The 26,262-nt window shown below is 38.9% G+C and carries 28 protein-coding genes; 12 read left to right on the top strand and 16 right to left on the bottom strand.

Annotation, left to right across the window (positions count from 1 at the left end):
- The first annotated feature begins 55 nt into the window (after window positions 1-55).
- Window positions 56-613 (top strand): CoA pyrophosphatase, encoded by a 558-nt coding sequence (locus tag QXS89_03890; protein MEM3831315.1) that lies wholly within the window; start codon window positions 56-58, stop codon window positions 611-613.
- 52 nt (window positions 614-665) lie between these two features.
- Here the strand turns inward: QXS89_03890 and moaC are convergent, their stop codons facing one another.
- From moaC to QXS89_03860, 6 genes are all read right to left on the bottom strand, one after another.
- Window positions 666-1,109, bottom strand: coding sequence for a cyclic pyranopterin monophosphate synthase MoaC (moaC, locus tag QXS89_03885; protein ID MEM3831314.1), 444 nt, complete (start codon window positions 1,107-1,109; stop codon window positions 666-668).
- Complete coding sequence (locus QXS89_03880; protein ID MEM3831313.1) at window positions 1,106-1,387, bottom strand: winged helix-turn-helix domain-containing protein; 282 nt, start codon at window positions 1,385-1,387, stop codon at window positions 1,106-1,108. The genes moaC and QXS89_03880 overlap by 4 nt, the downstream gene beginning before the upstream one ends.
- A 7-nt stretch (window positions 1,388-1,394) precedes the next feature.
- Entirely contained in the window at window positions 1,395-2,657 is a 1,263-nt protein-coding gene (locus tag QXS89_03875; GenBank protein MEM3831312.1) for an ORC1-type DNA replication protein, read from the bottom strand.
- Window positions 2,658-2,727: 70 nt separating this feature from the next.
- Entirely contained in the window at window positions 2,728-3,288 is a 561-nt protein-coding gene (locus QXS89_03870; GenBank protein ID MEM3831311.1) for a THUMP domain-containing protein, read from the bottom strand.
- Window positions 3,273-4,688, bottom strand: coding sequence for a replication factor C large subunit (locus QXS89_03865; protein MEM3831310.1), 1,416 nt, complete (start codon window positions 4,686-4,688; stop codon window positions 3,273-3,275). The genes QXS89_03870 and QXS89_03865 overlap by 16 nt, the downstream gene beginning before the upstream one ends.
- Window positions 4,660-5,646, bottom strand: a complete 987-nt coding sequence (locus QXS89_03860) for a replication factor C small subunit (protein MEM3831309.1) — start codon at window positions 5,644-5,646, stop codon at window positions 4,660-4,662. Before QXS89_03860 ends, QXS89_03865 begins: the two co-directional genes overlap by 29 nt.
- A gap of 478 nt (window positions 5,647-6,124) precedes the next feature.
- Between QXS89_03860 and yciH the strand changes: the two genes are divergently transcribed.
- Window positions 6,125-6,442, top strand: a complete 318-nt coding sequence (yciH, locus tag QXS89_03855; GenBank protein ID MEM3831308.1) for a stress response translation initiation inhibitor YciH — start codon at window positions 6,125-6,127, stop codon at window positions 6,440-6,442.
- Between the two features lie 6 nt (window positions 6,443-6,448).
- Here the strand turns inward: yciH and glyS are convergent, their stop codons facing one another.
- Window positions 6,449-8,179 (bottom strand): glycine--tRNA ligase, encoded by a 1,731-nt coding sequence (gene glyS / locus QXS89_03850; protein ID MEM3831307.1) that lies wholly within the window; start codon window positions 8,177-8,179, stop codon window positions 6,449-6,451.
- 125 nt (window positions 8,180-8,304) lie between these two features.
- On the opposite strand from glyS, the gene QXS89_03845 reads away from it, so the two are divergent.
- The 3 genes from QXS89_03845 (at window position 8,305) to QXS89_03835 (ending at window position 11,617) form a co-directional block, all read left to right on the top strand.
- Complete coding sequence (locus tag QXS89_03845) at window positions 8,305-9,321, top strand: hypothetical protein (protein MEM3831306.1); 1,017 nt, start codon at window positions 8,305-8,307, stop codon at window positions 9,319-9,321.
- 7 nt (window positions 9,322-9,328) lie between these two features.
- On the top strand, window positions 9,329-10,426 hold the full coding sequence (locus QXS89_03840) for an inositol-3-phosphate synthase (GenBank protein ID MEM3831305.1): 1,098 nt from the start codon (window positions 9,329-9,331) through the stop codon (window positions 10,424-10,426).
- Between the two features lie 195 nt (window positions 10,427-10,621).
- Entirely contained in the window at window positions 10,622-11,617 is a 996-nt protein-coding gene (locus QXS89_03835; GenBank protein ID MEM3831304.1) for a PhoU domain-containing protein, read from the top strand.
- Window positions 11,618-11,800: 183 nt separating this feature from the next.
- Here the strand turns inward: QXS89_03835 and QXS89_03830 are convergent, their stop codons facing one another.
- On the bottom strand, window positions 11,801-12,181 hold the full coding sequence (locus tag QXS89_03830; GenBank protein MEM3831303.1) for a Rid family detoxifying hydrolase: 381 nt from the start codon (window positions 12,179-12,181) through the stop codon (window positions 11,801-11,803).
- A gap of 55 nt (window positions 12,182-12,236) precedes the next feature.
- On the opposite strand from QXS89_03830, the gene QXS89_03825 reads away from it, so the two are divergent.
- The 4 genes from QXS89_03825 to QXS89_03810 all read left to right on the top strand — a co-directional run bounded on the left by QXS89_03825 (window position 12,237) and on the right by QXS89_03810 (window position 17,212).
- Window positions 12,237-12,482 carry a FeoA family protein gene (locus tag QXS89_03825; protein MEM3831302.1) on the top strand — a complete coding sequence of 82 codons (246 nt, stop codon included), beginning with the start codon at window positions 12,237-12,239 and terminating at the stop codon, window positions 12,480-12,482.
- A gap of 109 nt (window positions 12,483-12,591) precedes the next feature.
- Window positions 12,592-14,757 (top strand): ferrous iron transport protein B, encoded by a 2,166-nt coding sequence (gene feoB, locus QXS89_03820; protein ID MEM3831301.1) that lies wholly within the window; start codon window positions 12,592-12,594, stop codon window positions 14,755-14,757.
- A complete protein-coding gene (locus QXS89_03815) occupies window positions 14,754-15,089 on the top strand; it encodes a hypothetical protein (protein MEM3831300.1) in 336 nt (111 codons plus the stop codon). Before feoB ends, QXS89_03815 begins: the two co-directional genes overlap by 4 nt.
- A 110-nt stretch (window positions 15,090-15,199) precedes the next feature.
- Window positions 15,200-17,212, top strand: a complete 2,013-nt coding sequence (locus QXS89_03810; GenBank protein MEM3831299.1) for a (Fe-S)-binding protein — start codon at window positions 15,200-15,202, stop codon at window positions 17,210-17,212.
- Between the two features lie 42 nt (window positions 17,213-17,254).
- Here the strand turns inward: QXS89_03810 and QXS89_03805 are convergent, their stop codons facing one another.
- Entirely contained in the window at window positions 17,255-18,295 is a 1,041-nt protein-coding gene (locus QXS89_03805) for an SIS domain-containing protein (protein MEM3831298.1), read from the bottom strand.
- Window positions 18,296-18,393: 98 nt separating this feature from the next.
- Between QXS89_03805 and QXS89_03800 the strand changes: the two genes are divergently transcribed.
- Both QXS89_03800 and QXS89_03795 read left to right on the top strand, forming a co-directional pair.
- A complete protein-coding gene (locus QXS89_03800; GenBank protein ID MEM3831297.1) occupies window positions 18,394-19,323 on the top strand; it encodes a fumarylacetoacetate hydrolase family protein in 930 nt (309 codons plus the stop codon).
- A gap of 4 nt (window positions 19,324-19,327) precedes the next feature.
- Complete coding sequence (locus QXS89_03795) at window positions 19,328-19,573, top strand: hypothetical protein (GenBank protein MEM3831296.1); 246 nt, start codon at window positions 19,328-19,330, stop codon at window positions 19,571-19,573.
- Here QXS89_03795 and QXS89_03790 read toward each other — a convergent pair.
- Together QXS89_03790 and QXS89_03785 are read right to left on the bottom strand one after the other, a co-directional pair.
- A complete protein-coding gene (locus tag QXS89_03790; protein MEM3831295.1) occupies window positions 19,562-20,635 on the bottom strand; it encodes a hypothetical protein in 1,074 nt (357 codons plus the stop codon). The genes QXS89_03795 and QXS89_03790 overlap by 12 nt on opposite strands.
- A gap of 95 nt (window positions 20,636-20,730) precedes the next feature.
- Window positions 20,731-20,892, bottom strand: coding sequence for a hypothetical protein (locus QXS89_03785; GenBank protein ID MEM3831294.1), 162 nt, complete (start codon window positions 20,890-20,892; stop codon window positions 20,731-20,733).
- A 66-nt stretch (window positions 20,893-20,958) separates the two neighbouring features.
- On the opposite strand from QXS89_03785, the gene QXS89_03780 reads away from it, so the two are divergent.
- A complete protein-coding gene (locus QXS89_03780) occupies window positions 20,959-22,551 on the top strand; it encodes a cytosine permease (protein MEM3831293.1) in 1,593 nt (530 codons plus the stop codon).
- Window positions 22,552-22,618: 67 nt separating this feature from the next.
- Here the strand turns inward: QXS89_03780 and QXS89_03775 are convergent, their stop codons facing one another.
- The 5 genes from QXS89_03775 to QXS89_03755 are packed head-to-tail and all read right to left on the bottom strand — an operon-like array spanning window position 22,619 to window position 26,209.
- Complete coding sequence (locus QXS89_03775; protein MEM3831292.1) at window positions 22,619-23,230, bottom strand: hypothetical protein; 612 nt, start codon at window positions 23,228-23,230, stop codon at window positions 22,619-22,621.
- A gap of 23 nt (window positions 23,231-23,253) precedes the next feature.
- Window positions 23,254-24,078 (bottom strand): mechanosensitive ion channel family protein, encoded by an 825-nt coding sequence (locus tag QXS89_03770; protein ID MEM3831291.1) that lies wholly within the window; start codon window positions 24,076-24,078, stop codon window positions 23,254-23,256.
- A gap of 1 nt (window position 24,079) precedes the next feature.
- Window positions 24,080-24,772: a hypothetical protein gene (locus QXS89_03765; protein ID MEM3831290.1), complete on the bottom strand. Its 693-nt coding sequence runs from the start codon at window positions 24,770-24,772 to the stop codon at window positions 24,080-24,082.
- Window positions 24,753-25,478, bottom strand: coding sequence for an NAD-binding protein (locus tag QXS89_03760; protein ID MEM3831289.1), 726 nt, complete (start codon window positions 25,476-25,478; stop codon window positions 24,753-24,755). Before QXS89_03760 ends, QXS89_03765 begins: the two co-directional genes overlap by 20 nt.
- Complete coding sequence (locus tag QXS89_03755) at window positions 25,475-26,209, bottom strand: glycosyltransferase (protein ID MEM3831288.1); 735 nt, start codon at window positions 26,207-26,209, stop codon at window positions 25,475-25,477. Before QXS89_03755 ends, QXS89_03760 begins: the two co-directional genes overlap by 4 nt.
- Window positions 26,210-26,262: the final 53 nt, after the last annotated feature.

The following is a 26,262-nucleotide window of genomic DNA, read 5'->3' as shown; positions in this document are numbered from 1 at the left end:
TGAGAATTTAGAATTTTTTCTTTTCTGTATTTAGAGTAACTGGAGATAGAGTTTCATGATAATAGATCCTAGGATTCTCTTAGAAATCTACGAGCTTTTAGACGAAAACTCTTGTGGCGATAGAGATTACGATGCTGCTGTAGCCCTAATATATAATCCAACTAGTAAGAAGATCCTTCTTATAGAGAGAAGGGAAATAGAAGGAGATCCTTGGTCAGGACATATAGCTTTTCCCGGAGGAAGAAGAGAATCTCATGATAGAAGTAGCTTTCTAACAAGTCTTCGAGAATTAGAAGAAGAGATTAAGATCGATAGAAGCAAGCTTATACATTTAGGAAGTATGAAAATACACGTTACACGAGGTTCTGTAAGAGTAGCTCCTCACATATACATATACACATCTAACGATGAGAATATTGAGTGGAGTTCGAACGAGGTTAAAACGGCGAGATGGGTTCCTATAGAGGATATAAGAGAGATAGAATGCCCTTCTGGTTATAAGCCGAGATGTTTTAGAACATCTTATTTCGGAAAAATAGTCTGGGGTCTGACAGGAAGAATATTAGGAGAGTTTCTAGGAAAAATAAAGACAGCAGAGGATCTCGCTCGCTAAATACTTTTGCAGAGGAAGATCATAGAGATAATACTTTAATTCACATGCTAATTCACATATCTATATCTCTCTTAATCTTTTCTTCGACTCTGAGAAGCTCTATATAAGTCTCAGGATAATTTCCAGTAGAATCTTTCTCATACTTCTTAACCATATCCCATATAGTTATAAGTGCTGTCGCTACCGCGACTAGAGCTTCTATCTCAACACCTGTCTTGTAGAGGGCTGTCACTCTACTTCTAACTTCTATATAATCCTCGCCTATGGTGAAGTCAAGCGAGACTGATGTAAGCGGTATTGGATGGGTGAGGGGTATTATATCTGGTGTTTTCTTCGCGGCTAGAACCCCTGCAACTCTAGCTATCTCGATCACATCTCCTTTCTCGATTGATCTCTCAAGGATCTTTTTAATAGTTTCTCTTCTAAGCCTGATCCTGCCAGACGCTATAGCTTCTCTATAGGTGTAATCCTTGAAAGTTACATCGATCATGCTCATGACATGTCTCCTCTTTCTGTGTCTATAAGTTCTTTTATAAGTCTCACCCTCACATCACTCCATACAGGCATAAAATATCTAGACCTTCCCAGCCTCACCTCCTCCACGACTCCTATTTCTTTCATTTCCTCAAGATATCTTCTGACCAGTGTATGAGGCATGTTGAGCTCTCTAGAGATTCTAGTGATATTACTTCCACCCTTTATTAGAAGATAACGTAGCACTCTATATCTTCCAGGAGATCTGAATATGTGATCCAATGAGTCTTTAGATTTCATTCTATCATCAGCTCACTTGATTAGAACTTCCTCTAGCTTCTGATGCGAGAAGCTTGTCAAGAAGCTCATCTACCTTATCCGAGAGAGGTTTTAGAGGAGCTGTTCCAATACCTATCATTGTAGTTCTACCTCTTCTACCTCTCCCACTAGGTTTTGTATCGATAACTCCCATTCTCTTTAGATTGAGAATATACTCATATACCTGAGTATGCTTCCGAGGCTCCTGAGAGTATAGGATTGATATTCTTCTATATTCATCTTCTACTCTGCTTATAGGAACATAGGGAGAACTCTCTCTATTTAAAACCTCGATCACAGCTTTTAGAATAAGTAATTCGTGAAGATTGAGATATTGAAGAGCTTCAGAAACCATCACTATATCATGGCTGACATAGCTTCTAGCTTTTCTCACATGATCTATGTTAACAGTGGATGAATTCTCCTGATCAGCAGCTTCACCAGCTAGTAGTAGAGTTTCTATAGCAGCTCTAGCATTACCACTTCCACCGGTATCAAAACCTTCAAGCTCAGCTATGTATCTTATAATATCATCACTAACCGTACCTCTATGAAAAGCTTCATCTCTTCTATTAGCAAGTATATCTCTAAGCTCTAAAGCCTTATAAGGTGTGAATTTTACTATGTTCTTTATCACATATCCATAGGTGGCGGAATCTAGCTTGTATAAAACTGAGTAGTCTCTAGATATAAGTATATAGCTGAGTCTTTTAGACCACTGAGGAAATTCATCGTAGATTCTCATGAGAAAATATACAGCATCAGATCCTGATGTCTCAACAAAGTAATTAAACTCATCTAGCGCGATCAGAACGTATAGGCCGAATCTCTCTAGATATTCATGAAGATACTTAAGAAGTTCTCTAGAAGAGAATCCTCTAGTAGGTATTGGAGCATTCAGTTCTTTAATAATTTCTGTGAGTATCTCGTATAGAGTTCTGCTTCTATGACAATTGATATGCACATATCTGAGATCAATACCTTTTCTAGAAGCTAGTTCTCTAAACTCTTTCCCGAAAACCCTTGTTGTCACAGTCTTTCCAGTTCCAACACCTCCTATTACCAGAACTTTAATACTCGAAACACCAGGACTTGATAACATTTCGCGAAAATACTCTGCTAATTGTTTTATCTGCTTCTCTCTATGAGGAAGCATTCGAGGGATGTACTCGGGATAGAGAACTTCTTTTCTCAAGAACACACTAGGTCTTGACAGGATCTCCTCAATAATCCTCTTAGGATCTTCTGACACGAATACTTCCCATAAAATATCTACCCAGAAATTTAAAATAGAACCAGAGTTCTTGTCACAAAGATCTCCTTTATAATAAAAATAGAATCATGTTTCTTCTCAAACGATCCTCGTAAGGCTTCATCAATGCTATCATAACAATTCTTTCCACGACCTCGATCTTGATAACACACTCAGGATTCTTATAGTTTACAGAGCCAAGACCTCTCAAAGCTACCTCTCTACCTATACTAGACTCGATACTATGACAGCTTTCTACAAACCTTCCTCTTCTAATACAATCCACATAGAATCTAGAACCTCTACACTTCTGGCTAAATAGCTTGATACTTTCTTCAATAACTCTTATAATATCATCTTTACTTCTAAGATGAATACACAGATCTACTACTACCAGACGTGCTACGGAGGATGGTTTTCTTCTAAAGATCAGATCCTTCAGATCTTTTGAAGAGATCTTTGTATATATAAGAATAACATCTCTGAATCCTGATTTCTCAACCTTGACAGCAGGATCTAAAGGGAATAAAATATCCTTAAGCTCTCTAACTCCTCTATCTTCTTTTCCTACATAGGTTGTGGCAAGAGCCTGAGGACATTCTTTCAATTCTACTTCTACTTCTTCCACCATCTATCCAAACCTGAAGGTTGTGTTGTAGAAGGTTTTTTCTCAGCCTTCTCTTTCCTAGGTTCTTCAGTCTTCTCTACCTTCTTCTCTCCTTCTACGCTTTCAGAGATCTTCTTTTGAATCTCTTTAACTTTTCTCAGGATCTCACTACTCTTGTCGCCGGCTAGGAATTTAACCATTGAATCTGTTAAACCTAGACCTAGAACAAGTTTTGCTGCATGATCTGGGTTGTTACGAAAGATCACTCTCAGGTAGGGTATTATCTCAGTCTTAGCTCTTGCTCTCGATACATGTTCTCTTGATGCTATTAATGATGCTATTGAATTGAGAATCTCTCTACTTTCTTTAGTTCTACTCAGTTCTCTGATCCTTTCTGGGAAATCATATTTAACCCATCTCCATCTATCTTTCTCATTATTCTTTATAGAAAATGCTACTCCCGGTCCCATGAGATCTAAGGCATAGGAGAGGAGATCCCAATCCCCGCTTCTTATGATTCTAGAGAGATATACAGTAGCTTTTGAGAGACTCTCATAAGCTCTCCATAGATCCTCAGGATCTTGTATTTGATTAGGTAGATTTTCATTAAGCCATTCAATAAGCATATCTCTATCTAGATTAGTTTGCGTGATAGCACTTCTAGCTTGCCAAGCATACTTAGCTCTAAAAATACTTCTCAGTGTTTCAAATGGATCTAGCTCTCTATCTCTTCTTCTGAGAAGATTCTTTGCGAGATCCAGATCTACTTTCCCGAAACCTTCTGCTACAGACTGAAGATCATTTATAGCAGATCTAAGATCTCCTTGAGAGAGCTCGTATATGAAATCTAGAGCATCATCACTGCACTCTATCTTCTCGTTAGAACATATTCTCTTCATAAGATCTATTACAACTCTCTTGCCAAGTCTCTTCAATTCGATCATAAGCACGTTATCTCTCAAGCTTCTCAGCTGAGGAGCCCATGGATCGTTTGCAGTCATTATTACAGGGTATCTAGTGTTTTTAATAAGCTCGAGAATAGTTTCTATAGCCCCTGAATCAACTCTCTCATATATTCCATCAACCTCGTCCAAAAGAATCATCTTCCCCCTACCTACTAAGCTCAGCTTATCTGAAGCCTTCAAAGCGATTCTATCTATATCTCTACCTCTTCTAAAATCACTGGCATTCATCTCAATAAGTTCAAAACCCATATCTCTCGCCAGACACTCAACAAGCGTAGTCTTACCAACACCAGGAGGTCCGTAGAGTAGTACCGCTTTTTTCTTCTCATTTGCAAAATTCTTAATCCACTTAAGTAGGGCTTCCTTAGCTTCGTCTTGATCCAGGTAGTCTCTTAGAGTTCTAGGTCTGTATTTTATAACCCATGGAAGTTTACTGCTTACGTTGTGCCACCCCGCCAGCCTTACTTCCCAGAAGAGATAATCTTGCTAGTAGAGCATTGAGCTGGATTTCTTCATCAGCTCCTTCTGCAAGCCTGTAATTTACTTCTCCTATGTAATCTGCTATAGATACTCTCAAATCCTCTGGTATAGATATATCGCTTGAGAAGATCTCTCTATGAAGCTGTTTAACTACATCAATCCCTGAAAGACCATACTCTATCATAAGCTTCCTCAACCTATTTCTGGCATCTATAAATCTACCTGAGAGTGCTAGCTGGAGCATTTCTCTAATCTCTTTAGGATGTGCCAGTCCTACAACCTTGTACACTACTTCTACAGTGACTTTTCCTAGAGCAGCTGATGCTTGGAGAATATTTATAGCTTTCCTCATGTCACCCTCGGAGATCTCATATATGGTATCGAGAGCATTACTCTCGTAGGAAACCCCCTCTCTATCCGCAATATATTTAAGCCTCTCTACAACATCCTCTCTTCTAAGAGGCATGAATCTGAAGACAGCACATCTGCTCTGAATAGGCTCTATAATTTTAGAGGGGTAATTCGCTAGAAGAATGAACCTTGTTGTGTCAACATACATCTCCATAAGTCTTCGAAGAGCTTGCTGAGCATCTGCCGTCATGTTATCAGCCTCGTCCAGTATTACTATCTTAAAAGGTATTCCAGGAGCTACAGCTGTTCTAGCGAACTCCTTGATCTTTGTTCTAATAACCTCTATACCTCTCTCATCAGAAGCGTTAGTCTCAAGAACGTATCTTTGATAGTTATCACCATATATATCTCTTGCTAGAGCTAGAGCAACAGTAGTCTTACCAACACCTGGAGGACCTGCAAAAAGCAGATGAGGCATGTTTCTCTCCTCTACAAACTTCATAAGCCTAGACACAACCTCTCTCTGATTAACAACTTCCTTAAGAGACCTAGGCCTATACTTCTCGGTCCAAAGAAGCTGTGACAAAGTTTCTGAACTCACTATATCACACCATGAAAGAGTAATTATAGCATAATAATAAAGAAAAATCTCGGATCAGACGGGGTTCTAGCCTAATCATCTCTCATAGGATAGAGCGTTCATCATCAATATTAGAATTCTGGGAAAGATTATTTAAAGAAGCACTATTATGTGCTTGATCTTCTTACTTCCTAGGATTCGGTTCTGATAAAAATTTGTAAAAGAATGACTAGAAGCACATATGCTCTATGAAATATAAAGCACCTATATAAAGATATAAAGAAAGAATCTTAGTGGAGTAACAAGAGCATTATACACAAACCTATGTGAAGACTGAAACAAATGCTGTGAGACAGAGGCTGCACCTAGCTCTATGAGGCCCCTATCTCTTTTAAGAGGTTTTTCCTTGTTAAAGAGAAATTCTTATATATATCCCTCTTTAGAATACTAATATGGGTGTATTCACAAAGATATGAGTGAAGATATCGAGAGCCTCTGCGGAGGTCTTCCACCCGAGATCTGCAAGCAACTTATAGCTGAGCAACAGGTTATCAAGATAAGACTTGAGAGAAGGAGATATAATAAGGAGGTCACAATTATAGAGGGTTTAAGTGATTATGAGGATCTTAGAAAACTTGCTTCAATGCTTAAGTCAAAACTTGCTACGGGAGGAACTACTAAGGAGGGGAGAATAGAACTTCAAGGAGATCACAGGGCTAAGGTGAGGCAGATACTTATTAACGAGCTTGGAATACCTCCGGAGAATATTATAATGATTGTTGAAGAACCTCAGAAATCTTAGAATTCCTCATATAAAGAATTCTTTTTTAAGGATCTCTCCCAGATCTTCTATTTTAACTCTCACCTGTGCTCTAGTATCTCTATCTCTCAGTGTGACTGTTTTATCATCTAGGGTTGTGAAATCTACGGTCACAGAATAAGGAACTCCGATCTCATCTGCTCTAGCATATCTCCTCCCTATACTACCACTCTCATCATAGATCACGTAAAAACCTAGATCCACTAGCATATCCCTGATACTTCTAGCAATGTTTATAAGCCTCTCATCCTCCACGAGAGGATATACGGCGACCTGTACTGGAGATATTTTCTTAGGTATTCTAAGAACAATTCTATCGCTCTCTTCAGAATACGCGTGATCTAGCACGACATATAGAAGTCTTTCAGATCCAAAGGAAGGTTCTACAACATGTGGTATAAATCTCTTCCCATAGATCTTCTCTTCGGTTTCTTCGATTTTGAATATCTCTCTTCTATACCTCTTCTCATTAATCACGTAGTAATCTCCATCTAAGATAGCGCTCTCTAAAAGCTTAGCAAGATCTTTACCTTCTAATTCTCTGAATACTTCTCTAGCCTTAGATCCGTAGATTTCTAGAACAGCTTTCTTGTCTAACGAGACTCTTCTCTTCTTAATCGTCACAGGCTCGTTAAATCTTCTGAAAACCGTCAGATCTACTCCACTGAACATTTGATGTCTAGATAGATCATAGTCAGTTCTATATGCATGCCCTGAAACCTCGATCCATCCCCATCTAGATACTCTCACAAGCTGGTCGAAAACCTGCTCAGCATAATGAGCTCTCTCATGGGGTAGCTTCTCTTCGAAGTATGTATCATCACTGCCTACTCCAAGTTCTCCAACAAATTCAGTTGATATAGCCATCCAGTAAGCCTGCCAGGGTTGTTTTATAATCTTCTCTCTAACAGCTTCTTCAACTTTATATGCTGTAGGCTTCTCCTCACCTTTCAATCTATCATCAGCTCTGAGTATTCTAATTCTTTTATCAGCAACTCTAGGTAGTAGAGGGCATTCAGGTTCATCGGGGTTGAAGAAGAATTCTATCTCCATTATAGTGAACTCCCTAAGTCTTATCATACCCTGCCTAGGTGAGATCTCGTTTCTACCTACTCTACCTATCTGGGCAATTCCTATGGGAAACCTATTTCTCATAGCCTCGAGAACTCTCTTAAAAGATGTGAACATGCCTTGAGCTGCTTCAGGTCTTATGAATCCTATGCTATCAGAGTAAGGACCTATGGTTGTTCTGAAGAGAAGATTGAATTTTCTAACCTCGCTAAGTTCTCCCCCGCATGAAGGACATCTTAAATTCTTATCGCGGATGATCCTGGTGAGCTCTTCTATGGGTATTCCTTCAACATTTATATCCAGAAGATCTCTTATGAGATAATCAGCTCTATACTTTCTACCACATTTAAGACATTCAACAATAGGATCTGTGAAATGTTCTACGTGTCCTGAAGCTTCTAAAACCTTATAAGGGGTTATAATAGGTGTCTCGATCTCAACTACATATTCTTGGTGTCTCTGTATAAAGTATCTTCTCCATAACTCTATAATTCTTCTCTTAAGATTCATACCTAAAGGTCCTAGATCATAGAATCCTGAGGAACCTCCATATATCTCATATGAAGGCCAGAAAAAGCCTCTTCTAAGAGCTAGATCCATTATCTTATCATATTTATCCTCATCAGTTCTTCTTATATCGCTTGCCATAGATATCCTACATAATGTGATGCTCCAAACATAATATTTTAATTATGAGGAGTCAGATACTTCTTCAGATACTTCTCTAGAAATCTGATTTATATTTCTTCCAGAATGCTTTAATAGGGTTTGATTTGAAGAAGATAAGAATCATCTCAATAGGTTTTGGAAATTCTATCTCTAACCTCGCTAGATTCCTAGATCTTCTCTCAAGAGATGCAGGTGCTGAGGAGTGGGTGTGGCATAGAATAGTAGGAGGCTTTAAAGCTGGAGATCTAGAGCTAGTAGGTTCTATAGATATTGACTGTAGAAAGATCAATAACATAGAGTTTAAGATCCCTGTCTTCAAAGGATTCCTTATCGACGAATCTAAAATTCTTAGAGAGGCTCTCCCCAGCCTCTGTCTAGGTTCAGAAGATGATGTGAGAAACAAGATTAAGGAGTTAAAACCTGACATAGGTTTGATAGCTGTAAATAGTGGTCAGCCTAATACCGTGAGAAGATATGCCGAGATAATGCTGGAACTAGGTATTCCAGTGATTAATATGACACCTGAGAGAATTGCCAGAGATGAGTATCTTCGTAGAGAGTTTCTAGGCAGAGGATTAATTGTTGTAGGAGATGATCTAATGAGCCAAGCTGGAGGAACTATACTTCATAAATATCTCGTAAGGTTCTTCACGGAGAGAGGTTTGAGAGTTTTAAGAAGCTACCAGCTTGATGTTGCCGGAACTCTCGAAACTCTTGTAACAACTGATGAGAGTGTTAGAATCGAGAAGAGAAATATTAAGAGTGAGGTTATAAGAATAGAAGGCGGTGAGAGAGTTTCAGCTGGTACTACTGATTACGTTCCATTTCTAGAGGATCAGAGGATAAGTCACATATATTTAGAAGCAATAGCACCTATGAATAAGATCTTCAGGCTTGAAGCTAAGTACTGGAGCTATGACGGAGTGAACGCTCTTAACACTCTCCTAGATGTGGTGAGAGCTGTGATGTATTCTGTGAGAGAGCATGGGAGCAGTAGAGAAGTGCTTGAGGAAGATGCGCTCATAATATCGGCATACGGGTTTAAAGCACCTCCAAAGCTCGTGGTGTTTGAGGAAGCTTTAAATCTTTTTGAGAAGAGATTTATCAATGCTGAGAGTTGAGGGTAGGATGATCAGGACTGCTTTAATAGGAGTAGGAAACATAGCGTCTGCCCTCATACAATTTGTTCATAAGGCTAGGAGAGAGGGTAGGATTAATGGTCTGATGAGCGAGTATATCGGAAGATACACTATTACAGATATAGATTTTGTAGCTGCATTCGATGTGTCTGAGAACAAGATAGGTAAAGATCTTTCCGAAGCTATATTAGAACCTCCTAATATTTTCCCAAAGATCGTAGAGTTAGACAGATTAGGTGTTAAGGTTTCTCCAGGTCCTGTTCTAGACGGTGTAGCACCGCATATGAGAGATGTTTTCAAACCTCATGGAAAACATGTAGAGATGGAAGATGTGGTGAAAGTTCTAAGGGATAGCGGTGCTGAGATTGCCGTGAATCTCCTGCCTGTAGGTGCTGAGAAAGCTTCGAGATTTTATGCAGAGGCCTGTCTTAAAGCCGGTGTTGCTTTTGTTAATGCTATCCCAGTTTTCATTGCCAGCGATCCAGAAGGTAGATGGCAGAAGATGTTTAAAGAAGCTATGCTACCTCTTTTAGGAGACGATGTTAAAGGTCAGATCGGAGCTACCATACTTCATAGAACACTTGTGAGATTATTTCATATGAGAGGAGTTAGAATTGATGAGAGTTATCAAGTTAATGTAGGAGGTAACACGGATTTCCTCAATATGATGGTTGAGGAAAGACTGTACTCTAAGAGAATAAGTAAGACTGAAGCTGTTACATCTATACTGCCATACGGAAGAGATCTTGAGGAGAGCAAGAAGATCAGGATCGGCCCTAGTGATTATATAGAGTTTCTCGGGAATACGAAGATAGCATACATATATATCAAAGGAAGATCCTTTGGAGATCTGCCTGTATATCTAGAGGCGAAGCTCACAGTAGACGATAAATCAATGGCTTCAGCAGTTCTAGTAGATGCTATAAGAATCGCTAAGCTAGCTCTAGATAGAGGACATGGAGGAGTTATAGCAGGACCGAGCTCATTTCTATTTAAACATCCTCCACGCCAGGCTCCTGATGATGAGACAGCATATCTCTGGTTTATTAGATACATAATGACAGGAGAAGATATTCTAGTAGATTAACATATTTTCATCTCATTATAAACGTCGACGGTATTCTCAGAACACTTGTTGTAAGATTGAATCTAGAGAGTGCGAGAATCTTGGATCAGATACTTATAGAACCTGATTACACCTGTGTTAACACGTTTATTGATTTAATCAGATCTCATTATATTTTTAAACCTATGAATACCTAATATTAATCAGGGTGACTTGATGAGCGAAGGTAGTGTTATTATGAGAAGAATTATCAGAATTGGAGAGAAGAGTACAGGAATTACGATTCCTAGAGAGTGGTTAAATTCTATAGGAGCAGATCTCGGCTCTCTTGTTAGAGTTAGCATATCCGGAAGAAGTATAATTGTCTCTCCCATGGAGGAGAAAGAAACTTCGGTAAGCGAAATCCCTCTAGACACCAGAGAGTTTTCAAGTCCTGAAGCTTTCTCAAGAATATTGATAGCCTCATATCTCGAAGGACTTGACAGGATCGTAGTGTCGGGAGATAGAATAGCTATTAGAAAAGCTTTCAATGATGTCTTCACAAAACTACCAGGGATAGTATTATTTGAAAGCGGTGAGAGATCTGAGTTCAGGATCACGGTTGATGAGAATGTTATGAGTCTCATGGCTATAATAAAAACTCTGTCGAGTAGCTCTCTAATGATGTTCGATCTTCTTGATAAGTATCTCAGCACAGGAGATCTATCACACCTAGACCAGCTTTTTGCTTTAGATGATGATCTGGATAGACTTCATTTCATGGGTATAAGACTTATCAAGAAATCTCCCGGCATGTCTATCGCTGAAGCAGGAGATCTTATAGTACTGATAAAATCTCTAGAACATGTTGGAGATTCGCTAGATAGAACAGCCAGGTTTATGCAGAGAATCAAATTAGACGAGAGATGTGTTAAAACAGCTTCCGAGATCTTTAGAATCGCTAGAGAATACTACGAGAAAAGCCTGGAGGCTTATATCTCGAAAGATATAACCACAGCATTAAATCTCCTAAGCAATAGAGCTAGAACCATGGATAATCTTATAGAGAGTGTTATAAGAACAACATGCTCCAACGAGCTTTCAGGAGTTCTTCATGAAGCTCTTAACATAATAGCTATATCAGCAGAAATAGGAGAGCTTACGGCAAGTTCCTATGCGAGAGAGAAGATCTCTATGCTTTCTAAAGGAGATTCACAGAAACTTTCCTCATAATTTTCATACTCCAAAGATCCTAGTCTTCAAAGTATCTTTCTATGAGATCTCAGAGATTTTCTTGGTTTAAAGACTTTCATCTTATCTGCTAATCCTGATCTTTACAATAGAATCTCTTGTGCTAGGAACTCTCTAGGTTTAGAAGATTTTAAAGAGAGAATTATGAGAAGATCTAGACTAGCATTATCCTAGAAATGCTATAGCTTCAATCTCTATAGGAGAGTCTCTCGGCAGATTTCTAACCTCAACTACTGTTCGTGAGGGATAAGGCTCTCTGAAGAACTTCTTATAGATCTCATTAAATTCGTTAAACTTACTTAGATCTCTTAGATAGACTACTACTCTCACAATATTATCATAGGAAGCTCCGGCAGCTTTAAGTATCTCGCCTATGTTCACCATCACTATCTCTACAGCTCTTGAGAAAGGTTCTCGAATTATCTCTCCACTTTCAGGATCTAGAGGTATCTGACCTGATATAAATAGAAAACCGCCCGCGGCAATAGCCTGTGAATAAGGTCCTACAGGTTTTGGAGCTTTAAGACTTTTAATCTCTCTTCTCATAGATGACACCACAGCCTATTATATTTCAAAGCATAAAATATCCAATTGGATTAGATTGAATGAGAGAATACTATCTCTAGATGAGATAGGATCTGGAGTTACTTGTAGGATTCGTAGTATTATTGCGGGTAGAGGTCTTAGGGATAGATTACTAGAGATAGGTCTTCTACCAGGTACAGAGGTTAGGATTTTGAGAAGCTCTAGAGGTCATGTCATAGTTCTTGTAAGAGGTGTCACGGTAGCTCTGAGTAGAGGTATTGCAAGAAAGATATATGTGGAATGCTCTATGAGAAAAAACTAGAGTTCTTTTGATACATAATATCACTATAATATGCTAAATAGAATGTATTTTAGGCATTCCTAAAACATATAAGCAGGAGAGCCTTATATTATTGATTGGCAGAGACTATATGAATCGATATAAAGCTTCTAATACCATCACTAGCACTTCTACAGAGCCTTATATCGAGGTGGGGGTTGTAGGATCTGCAAATGTTGGGAAGTCAACACTATTTAACATACTTACGGGAGGTTCTTCAAAGGTTTCTAACTGGCCTGGTACAACTGTCGAGATGAAGCGTGGCGATGTGTCTTATGATGGTGCTCATTATATATTTGTGGATCTTCCGGGTATCTCAGGGTATAAGGCTTACTCTATTGAGGAGAAGATCTCTAGAAGATACCTTCTAAGAGGAGGATATAATGTAATTATCTCGGTAGGCGATCTTACTTCTCTAGAAAGATCTCTATATGTATCTATAGTAATTGCTGAAATGACTTCTAGAACTATTATAGCTATTAACAAGATAGATCTGTTTCCGGAGGATCTTTCGAGAAGTTTTGTAGAATACCTGAGAGAGAAGATAGGAGTTCCTGTAGTAGGTATATCAGCGTTGAAGAAGATAGGAGTAGAAACACTTCTCAAAGAGATTAGCGAGATGGGTAAGATCTCATGTGAGAATTCAAAATCTTTCTACATAGATTATGGAGAGCTGAACAGATATATAGAGGATATAGAGAGAGTGTTAGAGGATTCTAAGGAATCAAGAGAGAGGAGAGATTGTAGAATTAATTTGAGAGGTCTAGCCATAGGTTTTCTCGCAGAAGACCCGGAAGTAGAAGATTATATTAGAGAATTCTTCGGAGAAGAGATTTTAAAGAAGATTAGAGAGATTAGAGAGAGAGCTAGAAGAGAGGTAGATCAAGATCTAGATCTTAGGATTATAAACTCTAGATACAGCTTCATAGAGAGGATAGTTAGAGACTCTCCTCTGAAAGAATATATATCTCAAGAGATCTATAAAAGAAGCTTTATAGATCGTATGATAGAAAAACCTGGAGGAGGTCTTCTCCTACTAGTAGGATTCCTGCTAACCTTATTCCTAGTAGTATTCACTATAAACACAGGATTCCCTCTCACTATCATATTATCAGCATTGGGATTAGAAGAAGTAGCGTCGATAATAGAAAGCTATAGTATAACAGGTTTAATGTCTCTTCTATTCTCTTCGATATCAGAATCTATAAAAGAGAACCTCGCATTCCTTCCCAAGCCTCTCGTATCACTACTAGCAGATGGTGTGATACCTGGCGTCGGTGCTGTGCTAAGCTTTATACCAGTTATATTTCTAGTTAGCATTGGCTTTGCAATGCTTGAGGACAGTGGTGTAGCGACTAGAATAGCTCTAGGACTTCATAGAGGGTTTTCAAGACTAGGCTTCTCAGGAAGATTTGTGTATCCTCTGATAGTAAGTCTCGGATGCAATGTTCCTGGTGTCATGCTCTCTAGAACTGCTATGGATTCTAGAGAGAGGATTGTCCAAATACTTTCAATACCATTCATACCATGCCAGGCCAGACTTATAGTAGCCATAATATTCTCTCAAGCTATATTTCCTGGAAAGCCATTTGAACAGGCTCTACTCCTCCTACTACTATACGTGATAGGTGTAGGGCTTACACTACTCTCAGGATATATACTGAGCAGAACAATTGTAAGAGAATCATATTCACCCGAACTAGTTATAGAGCTACCACCACTTCACAGACCTTATCTGAGAGTTGTAGGATGGATCAGCTGGAGTTATACTAGAGAGTTTATTGTTAAAGCAGGGTTCATAATATTTCTACTAAGCATATTCATATGGTTTCTAAGCAGTTTCGGACCTCAAGGACTTGCTAGCGAGTTTTCTGAAAGCTATGCTTTCTCGATAGGATCTATTATACAGCCTCTTCTAAGCATCTACGGTATTAACTCTAGTGTAGGACCTATAATAGGTTTCACACTGATCCAAGGTTTCGTAGCTAAGGAAGGACTTGTAAGCAGTCTAGCAATACTCATGGGATATGAAGATCCTGTGGAGGCTGTTTCACATCTAGGTCTTACAACTCTACAAATGATCTCTATGCTGGTATTCATGATGCTCTATGTACCATGCATGGCTACACTATCAATGATATATCAAGAGACTAGAAGTATTAAATGGACTTTATTCTCTATAGCTTATATGATGATAATAGCTTTCATTGTATCCTTATCTGTATTTCTCTTGCTAGAGTTGGTGAGCTCTGCTTGAGAGAGGAATCTTATCTTCTACAGGAGGCTCTGGAGCTTCTTAGAAGGATCAGAGATAATCTGAGAGGAGATAGAACTCTTAACATTAATGAGATCTATAGGATCTCTGGAAGAGATCCTATTAGAACTAGAATACTTATATCTATTCTAATAGATAAAGGCTATATAGAAGAGATCTCACAACAAGATCTGAAAACCACATGTAGCGAGTGTATTCTAAGAAGGTTTTGTAGCATGGGCATGTTAAAGAGGGGAGGAGAGAGATCCTATTGCATTGGCGGGTTAACAGAGAGAATAAAATTATATAAGATTAGAGAGATCGCTAATATTTAAAATCTTTTTGATCCCTAGAAGTAGAGTAAGATGCAGGATTTAAGCTATTACTAGAAGAGATATAGAATCTATAAATATTCTGATTAGAAGTTATAGTAGGTGTTGTATTCGTGAGTTGCTCTTCTCAGACTTTTCCACACTATTTATTCACAGAAGATCTAAAGCCTTTAGTATATACAGAACTCTTTCTATCTCTAGTAATTCTCATAGCTGGATTTCTATATATATACAATAGCTATTTCAAGGGTTATCCTCTGAAGACTTTTATCAAAATAGATCTTGGCAGCATTTCTAGATTTCTCAGGTATGCTATTCTTCAGAGGAGAGTACTTAGAGAATCTCTTCCAGGGATCATGCATGGGGGGATATTCTATGGATTCCTAATACTCTTCATAGCTACCCTGGTTAGAGCTCTAGATTTCTACTACAGTGAGTATGTCGGAGAACATATTCTATTCGGGTACCCATACTATGTGGGGAAGCTCTTATTTGATCTAGGAGGTTTGATAGCTGTTGCCGGAGTAATTATAGCACTCTATAGACGTTTTACCGGTATTACAAGGAATCTTCCTAATACGTCTGAGGATATAGCCATACTCCTAGTACTGCTCGTGATACTTACCACAGGCTTTATACTAGATGGGATCGCATATAAAGTCTGCAGATCTTCTCTATCTCCTGTATTCAATCCCATGGGATTTGTATTCTCTCTAATATTCTCCGGATTAGACTCTTGGACTGTAGAACTTATATACAGGGGAGTCTGGATCTTTCATCTCACAATATCTCTAATAACAATATCAATTCTACCTTTTACAAAACTATCACACATAGTGTTTTCAGCACTGAACATATACTATTCGAGAGAGAAGCCAGCTCCGGAAGCCACCTTCAAACCTGTAGAGAATATCGACAAGATCATAGAAGAGAAAGGCTATGTAGGCATGAGGAAGCTAGAAGAAGCAAGCTGGCTTCAGAGACTTAACTACCTGGCGTGCACAGAATGCGCTAGATGTCATAACTCATGCCCGGCTGCGGAGAGTGGTAAGGTGCTCTCTCCTATGAGAATCATGATGAACATGAGAAAGGGTATGGAAGAGGGTAAGTGGGATAGTGAGGTGGTGCCTATGATGATAGATAGCGAAGCTATATGGTCTTGTGTGACATGTGGTGCTTGTATTACATCATGCCCTGTTCTCATAAACCAGGTTGAGACCATAGCAGATGTGAGGAGGGGATTGTTCTCAACAGGACAGGACACTCCAAATGAGCTTCTGAGCGTCTCATATAATGTGATGAGAAGCGGTAATCCATATGGATATAATCCTGTGGACAGAGAAGAGTGGATAAGCCAGTTAGCTTCTAAAGGGCTTGTAGAGATCGCTGAAGAAGGAGTTGAGTATGACATGCTCTACTGGATAGGTTGTAACACAAGCTATGATCAGGCTCTTAGAATGGTTGCAGAAAACCTCCTAGAAATACTCAGAAGTAGTGGACTGAGGATAGGTGTTCTAAAGGATGAGATATGTTGTGGAGAGCCTGTGAGAAGAATCGGAGATGAACTTACATTTAGAGAGATTGCCAAGAGTAATTATGAGAAGCTATCTAGATACAGATTTAAGAAGCTCCTTCTATCATGCCCGCACGGCTTCACAGTATTTAAGAGAGACTATCCTTCAATAGGATTCAAGATCAATGCGGAGGTTGTGCATCACAGCCAGGTTCTCGCGGAACTCATAGAAAAACAAGTAATAAAACCTGGAGCTCTTGAAGGTGTTAAAGTGACATACCACGATCCATGTTATCTAGGTAGATGGAATGAGGTCTACGACCAGCCTCGTAGTGTTATCAAGAGTATTAGAGGTCTGGAGCTTGTTGAAATGCCTAGAAGCAGAGAGAGAAGCTTCTGCTGTGGAGGTGGTGGAGGACATTTATTCTTCGAAGTTAAGAGAGGTGTTAGAATCAGTAGATTAAGAGCTGAGGAAGCTCATAAGACAGGTGCTAAGGTTCTTGTGACAGCATGCCCTATGTGCAATATGATGTTAAGAGCTGAATCTCAAGAATATGATCTCAAAGTAGTAGATCTGGTACTTCTCTTAAAGGATTCTATGAGAAAACAGTAGAGACCTCGAAAATATTTTACCTTATTAAGGTTTTCCCAGGATCTAGAATACAATCTTACCAAGTCTGCGTGGGTAGTCGGGATCTAGAAGTCTTGATACGGCTATGTAGTATGAGAATAACTGGAATACCACGATATTCATCAGAGCTCCTATGATCTCCGAATTTGTATCTACACGAGTTATATGAGAAATCCATCCGTCTCTAGGCAGAAGATCTAGATACCGCTCAGGTGATACAATTATTACGTGAGAGCCGCTGTCTCTTATCTCTTCAATTATTCTTCCGAGTATCTCTATATCATCTTTCAACCCTATCATCGCGCTGACTATATAGCTCTCGTTAATAGCAGATTTAGGACCATGCCTAACCTCTGCCATAGGAAGCGCTTCCGCGTGTACTCCACATGTTTCCTTGATCTTTAGAGCTGATTCTAATGCTGCAACATAGTTAAATCCTCTGCCAAGTATATACGCGTTCTCTCTCCTATAGATCAGATCTACTATCTCTCTCACTTGAATCTCAGCTTTGTTAATGTGCTCTCTGAGAAGTGATGGAAGTTTTCGAAGCTCTTCATCGAAGCTTTCATCATCTCTGCCCAGCTGATGTAGCAATATGCTATATACTCTCATGAGAGAAACCACCTGACCTGTAAAGCTTTTAGTAGCTGTCACAGCCTCCTCACGTCCCGCTTCAACGTATATCACATGATCCGATGATTTGGATAGAGGGCTTTCAATAGCATTAGTCACAGCAATAATCCTACCACCTTTCTCTTTGAATTTCTTCACAGCTTCAAGAGTATCTTTGGTGAAACCACTCTGACTTATAGCTATTATCACACTCTCTTCTCCTACATGCTCTATAATACTCTCATGCTCGCTACTAACCACCGGGTAGCTGTTCAGAGAAATTCTCTTGAGAGCCATGTCAAGGAATAATCCTGCATGATATGAGGAACCTGATCCTGTTATAATAATCTTGTCACTTTCAAGGATCATCTCCGACGCTCTCTTATAGATCCACTCATCAGAAGATATCACTCTATGAGCAACCGCAGGCTGCTCGTGGATCTCGCTGATCATAATATATGGAGAGCCTCTGCGCAGGAACTCCTTCACCAAATAATATAATAGCGTGCGAGAGTTATTAATAGAAGAGAGATTGAATAAGGTGTATAAGTATGAAGATAGCATACTTCTCGCCTACACCTCGTGAAAATCCTAGGCTGGGCTTGTACTACATGGGCAGAATAGTAGACCTTGTAGAGAGTTATAGAAAACTCTATAGAGCAGAACCACCCAACTGGTTCTATGATATAGGAGATTTTCTAGCTAACGAGAGGTATGGTTTCAGAATAGTTGAGGAGATGATCTCGACATACTCAGCATCAGCTCTTAAGAATGAAGGTATAGCTTATGATCCCACGGAAATAGTATACCATCCAATAACATCAAAAGAGCAGAGAGTTTTTTGTGTTGCTTTAAACTATAGATCTCATGCTGAAGAGACTGGAACACCTCCTCCTGAGAGACCTTATATATTTATGAAGTCTAGAACAGCTTTGATAGGTCATAGAAGCCCTATAATTATACCTAGAATCTCAACAGCCCCTGACCACGAGATAGAACTCGGAGTTGTGATTGGTAGAAGAGGTAAGTATATCAGCAGGGAGAATGCTTTAGAGTATGTAGCAGGGTATACTATATTCAATGACGTGAGTTTTAGAGACTGGCAGATGAGAATCCAACAAAGACTAGGAGTAGACTGGCTTCATGGAAAGAACATGGATTCATCAACTCCAGTAGGCCCCTATCTAGTGACGAGAGATGAAATTGAAAACCCCTACTCCCTCGAATTGATCCTAAGAGTTAATGGAGAGATCAGACAGAGAGGATATACATCCGATATGATCTTCACCATCGAGGAGATTATAGAAAACATATCTCAAGGAATAAGACTAAGCCCAGGAGATCTCATCGCTACAGGAACTCCAGCAGGAGTAGGCCATGCGAGACGTGTGTATCTGAAAGAAGGAGATCTTGTTGAAGCCGAGATCAAAGGTTTAGGTCTTCTAGTAAATCCTGTTATTAGAGAACCTTCTGAGGTGTGATCTTGTGAAAGAATTCCTGGCAATTCTAATACTATTCTTAGGATTCATACTCTTGATCTTAGGCCTTCTAATATTTCTAGGAGCTAGAGTCGAGGGATTTGGACTTATAATAATATTTCCTATACCGATAATCCTAAGAGGAGATCCTCTTCAGATACTACTTATATCTCTCATGCTATTCATGCTGATTCTTCTGCTAGCATATATAATTCTTAGAAGAGCATCTGCACAGTCTTATTCAAGAGTTTAGATCCTCAGATATGTGAATAGGGAATCTAAGAATTCCAATGATACCGCCTATAGATCTTATTTTACTCCCTAGAGAGGTTTCACTTGGTATGATAACTATTTCTCCTCTTCTAGAGAAGGTATTAGATATTATAGAAGAGATAATTCTCCTCGTCTCGTTATCAGATTTAAGAAGATGATCTATCAAAACAATCTTCTCTAGAGCTCCTAGCTCGGAAGCTTTATGAACTTTCTCAAGACCGCTCACGGTTCTATCAGGTTCTCTAGCTAGAAGAGCTAGATATTCTTCTAAGATCTCTTCTCCTCTAACCTCCGAGTATTCTCTTAATATATCTCGCGCAACTCCTCTTCGTATGAGTTCTTCAACTCCTTCACAACCTCCTATAGAAATATGATCTCTGTAAATCCTTTGTTTAAGAGATCTTCCTAGGATAGAGATTAATCTCTCAGCGAGATCTCCTGGAGAGCCTATTACAATAGATACAGGGTCTTGAGATTCTACATATGATCTAACCTCTTCAGCTATTCTCAAGAGAGAATTCTCAAAATCTTCATAGCCTTTCTCAGATCTCTTACTAGGACTTGGAAGAACTCCTTCTACGAGGATTCTAAGACCTTGACCTTGGAGAAGTGCTATGCAATACGAATCGTAATCTATTGCTAGAAGTAAAGCTCTTCTTCCTCTACTTATAGATTCTATGAGCTTATCGAAGAAACTTCTATCTATATACCCATCTTTCTTCATAAATTCAACTCTGGATCCTATATCCACCGAGAATGTATGATGAGATCCTTTCAAACCATATTCCTCAGGACCTTCCTCTATAACTCCTCTGATTCTAAGTCTACCGCTGAAAGGCTGAAACTCTAAACCTTTAACTCTGATAACAAGGTTCATCGGAATCCTTCTTTTACTAGATCCATCAATACTCACATCTCTAGTAGTTCTCATGCCAACTAGATCACCTTCTTCTATAAGCATGCTTAAAACCCATAGATCATCCTCAGATTCTATTACAACTCTTGCATAACCCTTCTCATAGATCACTTCCTCGATCTTCAATCTAAACCACTTCCATCATTCTACCAAGTAACAGAAATAGAGGAGAGCTAGATAAGAAGCAAATCCTAAGAAAAGCCGTTTTCCATCTCTTTCATCTAATATCTGCTTTGTTTGCCAGCACTCTTCCACTTAAGAACATAACTCCTAAAAATGCTGCCGGCTTTTGTCTCTGATAATGTAGGATACATAGAATGTCTGAAACCACTTGCTTCTCTTGCTTCTTTAAACCTCTTGCAAGATGGTAGTACAATCTTCATCGGTAAGAACCTGTATAAAAAGAGCTTGAGATTTATAAGCTTCGTAGAATAGTTTTGAGAGGCTTTGTGAAAAGGTATAGAGAGAACGGGTTCGTACGACTAGATCCTGAAAGAGGTCAGGTGGAACTTCTAAAGAACTTCGAAGACGAGAAACTTCTTTGGAATAAAGACATACATCCTACACCTATTGAGAAGAGAAGCTGGGGAGCCCTGACATATTTCTGGATATGGGTTTCAATGGTGTTTATAATACCCAGCTGGACTTTAGCGAGTATCGGTATCATGTATGGTCTGAACCCTATTGAATCAGTCATAATAGTATTCCTAGGAAATCTTATAGTTCTAGTGCCAATGCTCATACAATCTCATGGAGGAGCTAGATATGGAATTGCAGAACCTCAGCTTACTAGAACTAGATGGGGTGTGTATGGAGCTAACTTTCCTTCGATCTTGAGAGCGATTATTGGAGCCGGCTGGTGGGGTATTGAGACCTATATAATAACAGAAGCTGCTGTAGGGATCTATGCTATATACTCTGGGAATATAAATGCTTTGAGAGAATTAGTATCCAAGTACCCGAGCGAGTATCCTTTTATGTTTAGCAAGTTCTTCCCAGAAATATTCTGGGGTACGTTTGCTTTCGTGATAACTATTCAGATCCTAGTATTCTACCTCTCACCAATTATAAAGGCTCAGCCTCTACTAAAATGGCTTGCAAGAATCGGCGGACCTATTGTCATGGCGGGCTTCATATACACTACATTATACTTCCTATCTGAGACTGGTTGGAGTATTAGAATTCTAGATATCGGAACAGGTGGTAGAGACTGGCTTGCTATAGCAGCTTTTCTGAATGGCAACATAGCTTTCTGGGCTACAATGGCTATAACAATGCCTGACTACACTAGATTTGCTAAAAGCCAGTGGGCTCAGGCTATAGGTCAAATGCCCATGCCTCTGATGATGGCTGGAGTAGCATTCATGTCTGTTCTAACTACTTCTGCTTCTCTCACATTATATGGAGAGCCTATATGGGATCCCATAATACTCGTATCACTATACATGCAGCAGCCTCAGAGCATTATAATTCTAGCTATATTCGCTCTAGCAACATTCCTAGTTAATGTATTTGCAAATGCTGTAGGACCGGCATATGATATTGCCAATATATACCCTGGAAAGATAAGCTGGTTCAAAGGATCTCTTATAGTAGTGATGATCTCAATACTTCTAGGAGCTTGGACATATTATGGAAATGCATACAGTTATCTGACTAACTGGCTTCTAACTTATGGAGGTCTTCTGGGGAGTGTTGAAGGTATCATAATATTCGACTATGTCGTGATAAGAAGATTCAAGCTAGATCTGCCTGATATATACATGAGTAATGGAATTTACAGATACTGGAAGGGTGTTAACCCTGCGGCGGTAATAACATTTATAGTGATATCACTATTGATATACTTACCAGAACCCTGGAATCCTTGGCATGAGATCTTATTCAACAACTCATGGATCTTCTCGTTCATAGCATCAGGAATCCTATACACTCCTCTAATGATTCTATGGATCATACCAAAATACCAGAGTAGATTGAAAGGATCCATATTAAAAGGATATTCATCAGAAGAAGTAGATCTATTGTTCAAAGTTCATTGATTTTTTAGCTTAATACAATTATTTTAAAACAACAGATCAAAATGATCGTATCTGAGATTTTCATAGCTTAATCTTTTAAGATAGAAGGAACTTGAGCTATAAGTCTCATACTTCTACTATGAGAATCTTCTCTTTCAAGAAATTCTATCCTAAGAGATCTTCTATCATAATCTATTAGGATTCTCACGCTTTCACCATGTGAAATCCATATCTTTAGAAATCTATCAACCACTATTCCAGGACTCCCAGAAGTTCCATGATATATCAAGATTCTCTTCATAATATCTTCACAGGAGCTTGCGCCTAGGTTATCATCTATTCTGAGAGACCTCTCTATAAACACCAGCTCTCTCACTTCCCGACATGAATCTCTAATTATTCTCTCTAAATCACTTAGAGAGCTTGTGCATCTTATGATCATTCTACTGCTCTTAAGTTCTCTTCTGCATATTATTCCATTATATGCTTTTACAATAATTCTATACACAGAAGGATCGTCATATGATGAAGGAATTATAATAACTCTATCTTTATATATATCAAAGATTCTCGATATAAGATTCTGCTCTAACAATAGTGTTCTCGATAGAGGTCCTAGGAGTATTAGTAAGTCCCATTCTTCGAGGTCTTTTAAAATACTTCTAAGAGAAGTACTCCCTCTAACTACCGCGAAACGCATCTATAGATCATCCGGAGAACTGATTACATCCTCACCCTAGCTCTAGGCCATCTCTCCTCAACATCTCTAGCTATACGAGCATATATATCGCCTATCTTTCTCACATTAAGCAGCACTATAGAGATCTCGAAGACTGATTTATCATCATGAACACCCTTATAACTTATCCTAGGCTCGTCAGCAAGCTCAGGTCTCACGCGATTCATTATATCGGTTAGATACTGCAGAGCTGATACTTCATCAACATCTGAAGGAACTTCTATGTATAAGTTAAATATTGTTCCATAAGGTGTTGTTCTGTTGACAACGATCTCTCGAGCTATAACAGTATTAGGTATGTGGATCCTCTCTCTGCTAATACTCTCAATAACTACTCCTAGAGAGTCTATCTTAAGCACTCTTCCTTCACGTCCTCCTATCTCTATCCAGTCTCCTACTTTGAATGGTTTTGTTACTCTAATATAGAATTCAGAGCCCCAGTTCCTCAGTATATCGCTTAGAGCTATAACTACTCCTAAGCCTACTAGTATTAGAAGTGCTGAGAATGTGAAAGGTTCTGGAGAGAGTATTGCTATGGCTATGAGAATACCTATCGAGTATATTAAGAACCTTCCTATATCGATTATTCTTCTCCTAATATCCTCTTCAACTCTCACTAGAAATCTCTCTAACAGAACTCCCAGGTATCTTCCTATTAGAAATGCGAATAGTAGAACTACTGAAGCACCTATAACTCTGTAGAGATATCCTAGGATTACATCGCTTGGAAGTATTAGAGAGATACCTTGTACGGCGAGTAAAGCTCTTATGAGTATATGAAGAACTGCTAGGTATGAAAGCTCTTGCATCCTATAAAACCTCAGATATCTTATCTAGATGCTTGTTAAAATCTTCTATGAATAGATCTGCGTTTACTCTAACTATGGTTCTTGTAGATCTGGATCTAACGCCTATTGAGTAGTGAGATTCTAGAAACATGCATGCATCCGGTCTTGCATCACCGATCGATATAATCCTTCCATTACCATAAACTCTTACTAGAAATCTCTTACACACAGTGCATTCGATGCAGAAACTAGTTTTAATCCTCTGAGTAGGGTCTACTATAATTCTTCCCGTCACTCTATTATCTGGACCAACTTCTAGCTTAGGACCGTGAATCCTTATCATTGAAGAATCTATCTTATATAGAATTTCTATCTTTCTCATCACAGCCTCAGTGAATTGTGTGTATGTTAAAGAGATCACATGAACCTCATAACCCTTATCTAGAGCTATTTTAAGAAGTCTCTCCACACCATCTCTGATTTCAGTTTTTCTAAAAACTATGTCTTTTAGATAGTCTATGTCATATCCTCTAAGCATCATAGCTATCTTACTAGATTTAGCATATTCTGGAGCATTTGAATCCAGTATGAGTGTAACGATGTCTTCTATGCCAAGTTCTCTAGCTATAATATCTATAGCTCTCTCTCGCGTGATCGTGAGATCTAGATCTATGAAGAGAGTTTTAGCATGAGTACTAGAGCTTCGTACCTCCACTCTCAACACCTGTTCTAAGGATCTTCAGACGATCTATAGTTCTTTCAATACTTCTCACAGCCTCCTCACCTAATCCCATTGGAGCTACTACTAATACTATGTCGCCTTCTGAAAGCTCATAAGATGAATCTCTTATGATCTCTCCATCTCTGCTCATAACCACTACAAGCACATCATTTAATCTTCTAACAGCATCTCTTAATACTGAGATCGAGATCCCGTATACTGTGTTTTTAACAAATCTATTTATATATAGATCTATTCCGAAGAATTCTGAAGTCTGAGACTTAATCCACTTATCGCTACTTATAGATGCCTTGATCATTGTTTCTAATCCTGCGAGAGGATTTATAATGTGATCTGCTCCAGATTCTCTATACTTATCTATGTTAGCTGGATTGTTCACAACACCTATAACCTTTGGAATACCAAAGGATCTCTTCATAAGCTCTATAAGTCTAATATTCAGAGCATCAGAATCTGTTGCAGCTATAAAAACATCTGCTTTGCCAGCATCTATCTTCTCATATGTAGATGGATCTAGGAGATTTCCAGAGTGTGGCACTAGATTGAATTGAGATGCTAGAACTCTGGAGACTTCCTGAGATCTTTCAACAACATATATTACACCCACAGGATCTACTTCTCTCAGAGCTTTCAAAATGAAAAAGGTATTATGAGAGGATCCTACCACTACATATCTCAATCCACACCACCTAGATCTATATTCTGATATTTCTCCAGAAGTTTCTCAGCTTCTACAGCTGTGAGCTTCCCATCTCTAACAGCTCTTCTTATGATAGCTTCTGCAACTTCGTAAGCCATCTCAGTAAGCATTTCAGGAGTTTTTATCTTATGATCTTTGAATCCTAGGTTTTTCTCGAGTATCTTTAAACCAGCTTTATACACGTCTATAAGTATCCCTATATCAACACCCCATCCAGGATCCCATTCGACTACTTCAAAAGATTTTCTAAGTCCTGCAATCTCTCCACTTAGAGGGTGGGTGAATCTGATGAGCTCTGGATAGAGTATTCTCAGAAGAGGTTTTGCAACGAGTTCTGTGATTCTATCAGATTTCCTAGTGAAAGATCCTTTAACAAAGTCTGCTTCTGCATCTAGTATAGGCTGGTACAAGCTTTTTATAAAATCTTCAGATATATTCCTTATATCGGCATCAACATATACTACAATCTCCCCCGTCGAATAATAGAAACCATCTCTCATCGCAATACCCTTGCCAGGATACCTGTAAAGACTTTGAAATATAACTCTGGCACCGAGCTTCTCAGCTATCTGAGGCGTTCTATCACTGCTACCTCCATCAACTACTATGATCTCTCTGACCTCTCTCAGCTTTCTAGATATCTTAAGAACTCTCTCTATAGATCTAGCCTCATTCCTGGCGGGTATTATAAGCGATACTGAAAGACTCATAATCTCAATTATCTATTTCCGTGAAAGTTTAAAACATAGAAACTCTCGAGAGA

The sequence above is a fragment of the Sulfolobales archaeon genome (genome assembly GCA_038881635.1).
GTDB lineage: Archaea > Thermoproteota > Thermoprotei_A > Sulfolobales > AG1 > WYEN01.
This window is presented reverse-complemented; position numbering and strand designations above follow the sequence as displayed.

Coding starts and splice junctions, on each gene's coding strand:
- QXS89_03890 (MEM3831315.1), top strand. CDS start 56: ATGATAATAGATCCTAGGATTCTCTTAGAAATCTACGAGCTTTTAGAC.
- moaC (MEM3831314.1), bottom strand. CDS start 1,109: ATGAGCATGATCGATGTAACTTTCAAGGATTACACCTATAGAGAAGCT.
- QXS89_03880 (MEM3831313.1), bottom strand. CDS start 1,387: ATGAAATCTAAAGACTCATTGGATCACATATTCAGATCTCCTGGAAGA.
- QXS89_03870 (MEM3831311.1), bottom strand. CDS start 3,288: ATGGTGGAAGAAGTAGAAGTAGAATTGAAAGAATGTCCTCAGGCTCTT.
- glyS (MEM3831307.1), bottom strand. CDS start 8,179: ATGGCAAGCGATATAAGAAGAACTGATGAGGATAAATATGATAAGATA.
- QXS89_03840 (MEM3831305.1), top strand. CDS start 9,329: ATGATCAGGACTGCTTTAATAGGAGTAGGAAACATAGCGTCTGCCCTC.
- QXS89_03835 (MEM3831304.1), top strand. CDS start 10,622: ATGAGCGAAGGTAGTGTTATTATGAGAAGAATTATCAGAATTGGAGAG.
- QXS89_03830 (MEM3831303.1), bottom strand. CDS start 12,181: ATGAGAAGAGAGATTAAAAGTCTTAAAGCTCCAAAACCTGTAGGACCT.
- feoB (MEM3831301.1), top strand. CDS start 12,592: ATGAATCGATATAAAGCTTCTAATACCATCACTAGCACTTCTACAGAG.
- QXS89_03805 (MEM3831298.1), bottom strand. CDS start 18,295: ATGATCAGCGAGATCCACGAGCAGCCTGCGGTTGCTCATAGAGTGATA.
- QXS89_03800 (MEM3831297.1), top strand. CDS start 18,394: ATGAAGATAGCATACTTCTCGCCTACACCTCGTGAAAATCCTAGGCTG.
- QXS89_03785 (MEM3831294.1), bottom strand. CDS start 20,892: ATGAAGATTGTACTACCATCTTGCAAGAGGTTTAAAGAAGCAAGAGAA.
- QXS89_03775 (MEM3831292.1), bottom strand. CDS start 23,230: ATGCGTTTCGCGGTAGTTAGAGGGAGTACTTCTCTTAGAAGTATTTTA.
- QXS89_03770 (MEM3831291.1), bottom strand. CDS start 24,078: ATGCAAGAGCTTTCATACCTAGCAGTTCTTCATATACTCATAAGAGCT.
- QXS89_03755 (MEM3831288.1), bottom strand. CDS start 26,209: ATGAGTCTTTCAGTATCGCTTATAATACCCGCCAGGAATGAGGCTAGA.